The sequence below is a fragment of the Sodalinema sp. genome (assembly GCF_046483825.1).
GTDB lineage: Bacteria > Cyanobacteriota > Cyanobacteriia > Cyanobacteriales > Geitlerinemataceae > Sodalinema.
Map to the genome: position 1 here is coordinate 1 of NZ_JAWOCL010000070.1, position 9711 is coordinate 9711.

General features: G+C 54.8%; 9 protein-coding genes and 1 tRNA gene. 8 read left to right on the top strand and 2 right to left on the bottom strand.

The window, feature by feature from the left end:
* Together R6U67_RS04500 and R6U67_RS04505 are read right to left on the bottom strand one after the other, a co-directional pair.
* A partial coding sequence (locus R6U67_RS04500; RefSeq protein ID WP_410251448.1) for an AbgT family transporter occupies positions 1–1427 on the bottom strand: 1427 nt, incomplete at its 3' end.
* 109 nt (positions 1428–1536) lie between these two features.
* Positions 1537–1610, bottom strand: a tRNA-Arg gene (locus tag R6U67_RS04505).
* A gap of 42 nt (positions 1611–1652) precedes the next feature.
* On the opposite strand from R6U67_RS04505, the gene moaC reads away from it, so the two are divergent.
* From moaC to R6U67_RS04545, 8 genes are all read left to right on the top strand, one after another.
* Entirely contained in the window at positions 1653–2165 is a 513-nt protein-coding gene (gene moaC / locus R6U67_RS04510) for a cyclic pyranopterin monophosphate synthase MoaC (RefSeq protein WP_410251449.1), read from the top strand.
* A gap of 143 nt (positions 2166–2308) precedes the next feature.
* Positions 2309–3256: an alpha/beta fold hydrolase gene (locus R6U67_RS04515; protein ID WP_410251450.1), complete on the top strand. Its 948-nt coding sequence runs from the start codon at positions 2309–2311 to the stop codon at positions 3254–3256.
* Between the two features lie 79 nt (positions 3257–3335).
* Positions 3336–4658 carry an S-layer homology domain-containing protein gene (locus R6U67_RS04520; RefSeq protein WP_410251451.1) on the top strand — a complete coding sequence of 441 codons (1323 nt, stop codon included), beginning with the start codon at positions 3336–3338 and terminating at the stop codon, positions 4656–4658.
* Positions 4659–4868: 210 nt separating this feature from the next.
* A complete protein-coding gene (locus tag R6U67_RS04525; RefSeq protein WP_068789275.1) occupies positions 4869–5123 on the top strand; it encodes an acyl carrier protein in 255 nt (84 codons plus the stop codon).
* A gap of 286 nt (positions 5124–5409) precedes the next feature.
* Positions 5410–6669: a beta-ketoacyl-ACP synthase II gene (gene fabF / locus R6U67_RS04530; RefSeq protein ID WP_410251452.1), complete on the top strand. Its 1260-nt coding sequence runs from the start codon at positions 5410–5412 to the stop codon at positions 6667–6669.
* 165 nt (positions 6670–6834) lie between these two features.
* On the top strand, positions 6835–8841 hold the full coding sequence (gene tkt, locus R6U67_RS04535; RefSeq protein ID WP_410251453.1) for a transketolase: 2007 nt from the start codon (positions 6835–6837) through the stop codon (positions 8839–8841).
* 100 nt (positions 8842–8941) lie between these two features.
* Positions 8942–9199, top strand: coding sequence for a type II toxin-antitoxin system ParD family antitoxin (locus R6U67_RS04540; RefSeq protein ID WP_068789278.1), 258 nt, complete (start codon positions 8942–8944; stop codon positions 9197–9199).
* Positions 9192–9500, top strand: a complete 309-nt coding sequence (locus tag R6U67_RS04545; RefSeq protein ID WP_410251454.1) for a type II toxin-antitoxin system RelE/ParE family toxin — start codon at positions 9192–9194, stop codon at positions 9498–9500. The genes R6U67_RS04540 and R6U67_RS04545 overlap by 8 nt, the downstream gene beginning before the upstream one ends.
* Positions 9501–9711 lie beyond the last annotated feature (211 nt).

Below are 9711 nucleotides of genomic sequence, written 5' to 3' on the forward strand. Positions count from 1 at the left end.
TTGAGGTTTTTATCAAACCGCTGCCCAAACGCCACAATCAAAGGAAAATAGACCATCAGCGGCGTAATAATATTACTCGTCGAGTCGCCAATGCGAAACACCAGTTGCGTCAGTTCCGGAGTATAGCCCAATAGCATCAGCATCGGTACAAAAATCGGAGCCATAATCGCCCATTGCGCCGACGCTGAACCGATGAAGAGGTTGATAAACGCACTCAGCAGCACAAAGCTCAACAGCAGCGCAATGCCTGTAAAGCCACTAGCTTCTAGCAAATTTGCCCCATTCACCGCAACGATAACCCCCAGATTACTCCAGTTAAAGTAGGCGATAAACTGTGCCGCCACAAACGACAGCACGATGTAGTAGCCCATGGCACTCATCGCTGTGGACATCCCCTTGACCACATCCTTATCGTTGCGCACGGTTCCCGCCGCCATGCCATAAGCAATTCCCGGTATCAGGAAACCCAGGGTAATCAAAATGACAATGCCGTTGAGGAAGGGAGACGGTACAAGGCTGCCCGTCTCAGGATCGCGCAGAACGCCATTGGGGGGTAGCACTAGAAGGGCGAGCAAAGCCAGCACGGCTAACAGAGCATACAAGGCCCAGCGAAGCCCCTTGCGCTCGGAGGGGGTGAGGGTCTGTTCATCTTCTGGGGTGCGATCGCCCTCATAGGGACCCAGACGAGGCTCAACTACCTTGTCGGTCATCCACCACCCCACCAGGGTAATCACAAAGGTCGACGCCGCCATAAAGTAGTAGTTGCCGGTGAGATTCACCACATAACCTGGGTCAATAAAGCCGGCGGCATCCTGACTAATCCCGGCTAGCAAGGGGTCTAGGGTCCCAATGAGTAGGTTGGCACTAAACCCTCCCGAAACCCCGGCAAACGCCGCTGCCAGCCCCGCAATCGGATGGCGACCCACCGCTGCAAACACCATCGCCGCTAGGGGCGTTAACACCACGTACCCAGCATCCGACGCTAGGTTTGACATCACCCCCAAAAACACAATACCAGGGCTGATCAAAGCCAGCGGTGTCGCCGATACTCCCCACCGCAACGCGGCAGACAGCAGCCCAGTATATTCGCACAAACCTACCCCCAGCATGGCCACCAGCACCGGCCCCAACGGAGGAAACTGCACAAAGTTCTGCACGGCCTCGGTCACCATTTGTCGCAATCCTTCGCCAGACAGCAACGACATGGCTGTAACTGTTTCTTCCGTTGCCGGATGCACCACAGAAAGCCCCGCCGCCGCCGCCAAGGCGCTCAAGAGAATCACCCCGATCGCCAGCATCAGGAATAGCGTCACGGGGTCGGGTAGACCATTGCCAACCCGTTCGATCCAACCCAGAACCCCGTCTAAATTACTGAATGTCTGAGAAGGGCGGGGAGATTCAGATTGAGGGGAATTGTTGTCTTCCATGGATGGCTCACCTTAAACAAGTTGTGAGATGAAGCTTGGGGAAGTCTCTAGCCCCGAAATGCAAAACGAGTGGTTCCCGAATTGGAAACCACTCGTTTATACTTTGGAACGGGCTAGGAGGGATTCGAACCCCCGACACCGTGGTCCGTAGCCACGTGCTCTAGTCCACTGAGCTACAAGCCCTTGCGTTGTTCGCTAGGAAACCATCATAACTGAAAAAAATCGATGACGCAACCCCCCCAGCCAAAAAAAAATTTAACTCACCTCGATGAGAGCGGCGAAGCCCGTATGGTGGATGTTTCCGAGAAAGCGGTCACGGTTCGCGAAGCTACGGCCGAGGGCTATGTGCGGATGAAGCCAGAGACGTTTGAGGCGATCGCCGCCGGAAATGCTCCCAAAGGCGATGTCTTGGCAACGGCGAAACTCGCAGGCATCATGGGCGCTAAACAGACGGCCCAACTCATCCCCCTCTGTCACCCTCTGCCCCTAAAAAAAATTGATGTTCAGATTGACGCTGCGCCGGATTTGCCCGGCTATCGCCTCGAAGCTACGGTGAAGACAAAATCAGAAACAGGAGTGGAAATGGAAGCCTTAACGGCGGTCTCAGTTGCCGCTCTGACCCTCTATGATATGGCGAAGGCTCTGGAGAAAACCCTGCAAATTGAGGGGATTCGCCTGCTCAGGAAAACTGGCGGCCAATCTGGGGATATCCAAGCCGGCGATCGCCCCCATCCCTAAATCCATCCCGAAATCCATCTCGACATCCAGATCGGACTTCCGATGGACACCGCCGCTGCCAGCATTCGCTACAACAGAAACAGAAGCTGACACAAGATAACCCTCCACCTCCCCAAATTACAGATCAATCAGGAGCAAGCCATATGAAGATTCCCCCCGGTTTTAGCCAACAGGCGATTCAAACCTCCTTGGGCCGCATGGCCTATTACACCGCTGAGGGCGATCGCGCCCCCAGTGACAACACCCTCGTCTTCCTCCATGGACTCGGTGGGGGGTCGTCGGCTTATGAATGGTCGAAAGTCTATCCCGCCTTTGCGTATCGCCATCGCATCCTGGCCCCGGATCTCATTGGCTGGGGGCGATCAGAACATCCCCAACGAGACTATGTCCCCGATGACTACATCACCACCATTGGCGAGTTCCTAGCCGCCACCTGTGACGAACCGGTGACGGTGGTGGCCTCCTCCCTGACGGCGGCCTTTACCATTCGCGTGGCGATCGCCTATCCTGAACGCTTCAAATCCCTCATCCTCACCAATCCCACGGGCCTCTCGGATTTTGGCAATAGCTACAACAACACCTTTTTTGCCCAAATCGTCAAAACCCCCATCGTCGATCGCCTCTTCTATGGCTTAGGTGTCGCCACCCCAGGGGGAATCCGCTCCTTCCTGGAACAGCGTCAATTTGCCGATCCCAAACGCATTTACGACGAAATCATCGACGCTTATCTCGAATCGGCTCAACAGGAAAACGCCGATTATGCCGCTCTGGCCTTTGTTCGCGGTGATTGTTGCTTTGACTTAGCCCGCTATCTCCCGGAACTGAACACCCCGACAGCGATGCTTTGGGGCAAAAAGTCCCAGTTTGTCAACTTTGAAGTCGGTCGCCGTCTGGCGGATCTCAATCCCCAAGCGGTTCAGGCCTTTGAAGTTCTCGAAGAGGTCGGCTTAACGCCTCATCTCGAACTTCCCGCCGTCACCATTGGCCTGATCGAACGCTTCCGCCAACAGCTTGAGACGGGCCATGACAACTCCATCAACCACGACTCCTCAACCGCCGTATCAGAAGTCTCGGCCGGCGAGTCAACCTAGATGAATCAACTAAGGCGACCGAGATATGCTGATATCATCGAGGTCAAGAGAACAACTGCTGCTCAATTGAGGTGCTTTCATGGCTAACCCCACTCCTCCCGAATCTCCCCGGCCTGTTGAACGCGATGAATGGATTGCCATTTTTGTCACTCTGGCCACTCTCGGCGGTGTCGGCTTCTGGGTTTTAACTGGGGGTAATCTCCGACGCATCACGCCAAACCAAATTGCGGGGGTTGATATTCCCGGTTTGGCGCAGGATGGCGATCGCCCTGGTGGTTCTTCTGATGATACAGATGATGATACAGATGAGGACACCGCGACCGGCCGGGATCGAGGCCGGTTGCAGCCGCCGCCAAGTCCCGAAAGGGGGGCATCTGAGCGATCGCAGAACCGCACCCGCCAACCGGATGCGGAGGAGGAGACAGCTAGAGGGTCCCGGCGACGAGCAGCAGACGAGGAAGATGGGAGAGGTTCCCTCCTCTTGAGTGGCAATTTTAGCGGCGATTCTGGCGGCGATTCTGGCGGCGATCGCGAGGCGGCTGGCGAGTCCGCCTCGGGGGAGGTTGAGGACGTTGGTCGTGGTCTGGGCGATGAAGCCCGCAGCGCCCTGGAAAGCGGGGACTTAGACCAAGAGACTGAGGAAACTCCCGCTGATGAAGATCAGACTGAGGAAACTCCCGCTGAGGAGACGCCAGAGACGGATTCAGAGACGCAAGAGATGATGCCCGAGGATGAGTTAGCGGGTATCCCCACCCCAACGGATGATGTGAATGTGGATGATGGGACCGAGAGCGAAGTGCGTCCCGATGTCAGCGATGAGGTTGAGGACCCCATTGACTTTGCCGATGTCGAGGCGGGAAATTGGGCTAAAGCTTATATTGATGCTATGTCGGCCCGAGGTTTGATTGAGGGGGTTGCGAGCGATCGCTTCGCCCCAGAAGAACCGGTCACTCGCGCCCAATATGCTCGCCTGGTTCAGCAGGTGTTTGAGGGCAATAACCGCGTGCGAGACCCCTTAGACTTTGAGGATGTTAACGATGACTACTGGGCCGCCTCGGATATTGATACCGCCGTTCGTCTGGGCTTCTTGAGTGGCTATCCCGGCCCCGAGTTTCGCCCAGAACAGTCCATCTCTCGCCTAGAGGTGTTGCTGTCGTTGCGGGCGGGCCTAAACTTGGAAGACCCGGATAACCCCGACGAGATTTTACAAGCCTACGGCGATCGCCAGACCGTCCCGGATTGGGCAAAATCTCCCATTTCCGCTGCCATTGAGGCAGAACTTGACCGTAAACCCCCCGATTCCGAAGACTTAGACCTGGAGCGACCGGCCACTCGCGCTGAAGTGACGGCCATGTTCTATCAGGCCCTAGTTCGCGCCGGCTATGCTGAGCCATTGCCCTAACTAGATTTGCGGCCAGCCCGAGTTCGCAACGGGTCCCCACGCGGTTCGCGGCGATCGCTCGTTCCGATAGGATGAAGACAGACCAACAGACCATTGAGCGCAACGAAACCATTTGATCCCTTGTTTGTTGTCCCCGACAGACGGTAAAATCGCTTGTCTGCGGATCAGCCGCATCAAATTGCTGCGCCAGTTAATATAGGAAGCCTAACGATGAGTCAAACGAACGTTTCAGAGAAAGTCCAGGAAATTGTCGTGGAACACTTGGGTGTTGAAGCCAGCCAAGTTAAAGAAGCAGCCAGTTTCATCGAAGACCTTGGTGCCGATTCCCTCGACACCGTGGAATTAGTCATGGCCTTTGAAGAAGAATTTGATATCGAAATTCCCGACGAAGACGCCGAAAAAATTCTGACGGTGAAGGATGCCATTAGCTACATCCAAGAGAAATCCGCCGCTGCACAAGCCTAAGAGATGACCGGGGACCTCAACCGACCGCCTTGGTTGAGATCTCCTAGCGTCATCCTCCTGAAGATCGCGCAATCACAAGCCAATCGCCGAACGTTCACTTAAACCCAGAGCAGTCGCCAGACAAAATAGGACATTTGCTGAAGCTCAAAACACATCAATAAGAAAGTTTTGTTTTATATAAATGTCCATTCCAAACTGTCCACTGCCCTAAAACCCTAAGACTTAATAAAACTAACCATTTTGGTATTTCGTCGGGTTCGACCTTCCCTCGATACTGACTGACATCATGACCCAATCCTCAACCCAGCGCAAACGTGTTGTTGTCACGGGACTCGGGGCGATTACGCCCATCGGGAAAACCGTAGACGACTATTGGCAGGGACTCCTCGCGGCCAAAATCGGCATCGGGCCAATTACCCTGTTTGATCCGACCGACTACGCCTGTCGGATTGCCGGAGAAGTCCAAGACTTTGACCCCCATGACTACATTGACCGCAAAGATGCCAAACGCATGGCGCGGTTCGCCCAATTTGCCGTGGCCGCGAGCAAACAAGCCCTCACCCATGCTGGCTTGGAGATCAATGACCTCAACGCCGAACAAATCGGTGTCATGCTCGGAACGGGGGTCGGTGGACTCAAGGTGATGGAAGACCAAAACGAAGTCCTCCTCAAACGCGGTCCTTCGCGAGTGAGTCCCTTCACGGTTCCCATGATGATTGCCAACATGGCAGCGGGACTCGTGGCCATCCATACAGGTGCCAAAGGACCCAACTCCAGCCCCGTCACCGCTTGCGCCGCTGGCTCAAACGCCATTGGCGATGCCTTCCGCCTGATTCAACAAGGCTATGCCCAAGCCATGATTTGTGGCGGTGCAGAAGCGGCGATTACGCAACTATCTGTCGCCGGTTTTGCCTCCGCCAAAGCCCTATCCACCCGCAATGATGACCCCCTACGGGCCAGCCGTCCCTTCGATGCCCAGCGGGATGGCTTTGTTATGGGTGAAGGCTCTGGGGTGCTAATTCTCGAAGACTTAGACATGGCCCTGAGTCGGGGAGCCACCATCTACGCAGAAATGCTGGGCTATGGGATGACCTGCGACGCCTATCACATGACCTCGCCGGTTCCCGGAGGCGAAGGGGCTGCCCGCGCCATTCAACTGGCTCTCAAAGATGGCAACATCCAACCCGAGCAGGTGGATTACATTAACGCCCACGGAACCAGTACCACCGCCAACGATCGCACCGAAACCGCCGCCATGAAAGCGGCCCTAGGGGAAGACAACGCCCGCAACGCCGCCGTCAGTTCCACCAAAGGCATGACCGGACATCTCCTCGGCGGTGCCGGTGGTATTGAAGGGGTGGCAGCCGTCTTAGCCGTAGCCAACGATCGCGTTCCCCCCACGGTGAACCTAGAACACCCGGACCCCGATTGCGATTTAGACTATGTTCCCAACCAGGCCCGAGAGCGAGAGGTGAATGTGGCTCTCTCGAATTCCTTTGGCTTTGGTGGTCATAATGTCTGTCTCGCCTTTGGGAAATATCACTAAGGCGTTGAGTTGAGCGTTCGGCTCTCTCGGGTCTGCCCCTTGCTCCTCGATCCCCATAGTGGGATGATGGGGACACTTTCGTGAGGGCGTTTGGTTCGTCTATCCGTTCGCGAATTCCTTCACCTCACACCTGTTCGTCCAGTCAATCGTTTAACAGTAGAAACTATGGCAGTCGCCACCCAATCACTCCAAGAACTTTGCATTAATTCCATTCGCTTCCTCGCGATTGATGCCGTTGAAAAAGCCAAGTCTGGACACCCCGGACTTCCCATGGGAGCTGCGCCGATGGCGTTTGTTCTCTGGGATCGCTTCATGCGCTTTAACCCCAAAAATCCTCAGTGGTTTAACCGCGATCGCTTTGTCCTCTCGGCTGGACATGGCTGTATGTTGCAATACGCCCTGTTATATCTAACCGGTTATGACAGTGTCGGCATTGACGATATTAAACAGTTCCGTCAATGGGGCGCTCGTACCCCCGGACACCCGGAAAACTTTGAAACTCCTGGCGTAGAAGTCACCACGGGTCCTTTAGGACAAGGGATTGCTAATGCGGTGGGTTTAGCGATGGCTGAGGCTCACCTGGCGGCTCGTTTCAACAAACCCGACGCGGAGATTGTCGACCACTACACCTACGCCATTCTCGGCGACGGCTGCAACATGGAAGGGGTTTCTGGGGAAGCCTGTTCCTTGGCTGGACACCTAGGACTCGGCAAACTGATCGCCTTCTACGACGATAACCACATCTCCATCGACGGGTCCACGGATATTTCCTTCACCGAAGATGTGGCCAAACGCTTTGAAGCCTATGGCTGGCACGTGATTCACGTCGAAAACGGCAACACCGATCTCGATAGTATTGAGAAGGCGATCGCCGAAGCCAAAAAAGTCACCGACAAACCCTCCTTCATCAAAGTCACCACCACCATTGGCTACGGTTCCCCCAACAAAGGCAACACCGCTGGCATTCACGGTGCCGCTCTCGGTGCCGAAGAAATCGAAGCCACCCGCAAAAACCTCGGTTGGAACCACGATCCCTTTGAAGTTCCTGAAGATGCTTTAGCGCATTTCCGCAAAGCGATCGAGCGCGGTGCAGAAGCTGAACAGGCCTGGAACGCTACCCTAGACACCTATCGCAGCAAATACCCAGAAGAAGCCGCCACCTTCGAGCGGATGCTTAAGGGTGAACTGCCCCAAGGGTGGGATGCAGACTTACCCAGCTTCACCCCCGAGGACAAAGGAATTGCTACCCGTAAGCATTCCCAAGCCACCCTCAACGCCTTAGCCCCCAACCTCCCGGAACTCATCGGCGGTTCGGCGGACTTAACCCACTCCAACTTGACGGAACTCAAATGTTCCGGCAGCTTCCAAAAAGGCACCTATGAGAACCGCAACCTCCGCTTCGGGGTTCGTGAACATGGCATGGGGTCGATTTGTAACGGGATTTCTCTCCACAACTCCGGCTTAATCCCCTACTGTGCCACGTTCTTGGTGTTTGCCGACTATATGCGGGCGGCGATTCGTCTGTCGGCCTTGTCAGGAGCGGGCGTGATCTATGTGATGACTCACGATTCCATCGCCCTGGGTGAAGATGGTCCCACGCACCAACCGGTAGAAACCATCGCCTCCCTGCGTGCGATTCCCAACTTAGTGGTGATTCGTCCCGCTGATGGTAATGAAACTTCGGGGGCGTATAAAGTGGCGGTGCAAAATCGCAAGCGTCCGACGTTGATTGCTTTCACTCGTCAGAATGTCCCCAACTTGGCCGCCAGCACCGCTGACAATGTCGCCAAAGGCGCGTACATTGCTGCTGACTGTGAGGGAACTCCTGAGATGCTGCTGATTGGTACGGGGAGTGAAGTCTCTCTCTGTATTGATGCAGCGGAGAAACTCACGGCTGAAGGTAAGAAGGTGCGTGTGGTTTCAATGCCTTCTTGGGAACTGTTTGAGGAGCAAGACGAGGCTTATCGTGAGTCTGTGTTGCCGAAAGCGGTTACGAAGCGTTTGGTGGTTGAAGCGGCGACTCGCTTCGGCTGGGAACGCTATATGGGTGCTGAGGGCGATATGCTCAGTGTCGATACCTTCGGTGCGTCGGCTCCGGGTGGAACGGTGATGGAGAAATTTGGCTTCACGGTGGATAACGTGTTGGCTAAAGCGAAAGCGGTTCTCGGTTAAGGTTTCACGCAGAGATAAATCTAGGGGCAATCCCTAGGTTTATCTCTTTGGCAATTTCCAGATGTTATGGTAGGGCAGAGCGTCAAGATGAGCAGTCCCCATGCAAATCACCTTAAACCCCGAACAAGAGGCATTTGTTAAAAAACAACTTGCCAACGGTCACTATCAAAGTGTTGAAGACCTTTTCAGTCAAGCTTTAATCCTGCTCCAGCAACAACAAGAATACGAGCAATGGCTTGGTGAAACTCGCCAAAAGGTTGAAGCGGGGATTGCTGCACTCGATCAGGGCGAGGGACTCGATGGAGATGTGGTCGTGGCTCAACTGCGCGATCGCCTCCATCAAGGAAACGATGGATAAGTCCATGCGACAATACATCATTTCGCCCCCGGCACTTCGCGACTTGCAAGACATTATTGATGGTCTTTCGGGTAATCGTCTCGAAGCCGGAGAACAGTTTCTCAATCAATTTGAAGCTTGGTGTCAAAGGTTACGTCGCTTTCCCACAATTGGCAAACCCTATGATGGTTTATCGGTCGGTTTGAGGGGGGTTATATTGGACAAATATATTTTATTTTATCGACTGAACGATGAGGTCGTCGAAATTGTTCGTGTTGTCGATGGTCGGCGAGATTTAATTAGCTTATTTAATGCTAATTAGATGGCGGTTTGAAAGCGGTTCTCGGTTAAGGTTCTAGGCTCTCCTGCCTCCCCCCTCTCCTCGTGTCATGGCTGAAGCCGTGACACGTCCTCTGGGCGGCTCTGCCGCCTGTGGACGGGAGGCTCCGCCTCCTCCGGAGCATTCCTTAGGCTCTCCTGCCTCCCCCCCTCTCCTCGTGTCATGGCTGAAGCCGTGACACGTCCTCTGGGCG

Coding starts and splice junctions, on each gene's coding strand:
- fabF (WP_410251452.1), top strand. CDS start 5,410: ATGACCCAATCCTCAACCCAGCGCAAACGTGTTGTTGTCACGGGACTC.
- R6U67_RS04525 (WP_068789275.1), top strand. CDS start 4,869: ATGAGTCAAACGAACGTTTCAGAGAAAGTCCAGGAAATTGTCGTGGAA.
- R6U67_RS04540 (WP_068789278.1), top strand. CDS start 8,942: ATGCAAATCACCTTAAACCCCGAACAAGAGGCATTTGTTAAAAAACAA.
- moaC (WP_410251449.1), top strand. CDS start 1,653: ATGACGCAACCCCCCCAGCCAAAAAAAAATTTAACTCACCTCGATGAG.
- tkt (WP_410251453.1), top strand. CDS start 6,835: ATGGCAGTCGCCACCCAATCACTCCAAGAACTTTGCATTAATTCCATT.
- R6U67_RS04515 (WP_410251450.1), top strand. CDS start 2,309: ATGAAGATTCCCCCCGGTTTTAGCCAACAGGCGATTCAAACCTCCTTG.
- R6U67_RS04520 (WP_410251451.1), top strand. CDS start 3,336: ATGGCTAACCCCACTCCTCCCGAATCTCCCCGGCCTGTTGAACGCGAT.
- R6U67_RS04545 (WP_410251454.1), top strand. CDS start 9,192: ATGGATAAGTCCATGCGACAATACATCATTTCGCCCCCGGCACTTCGC.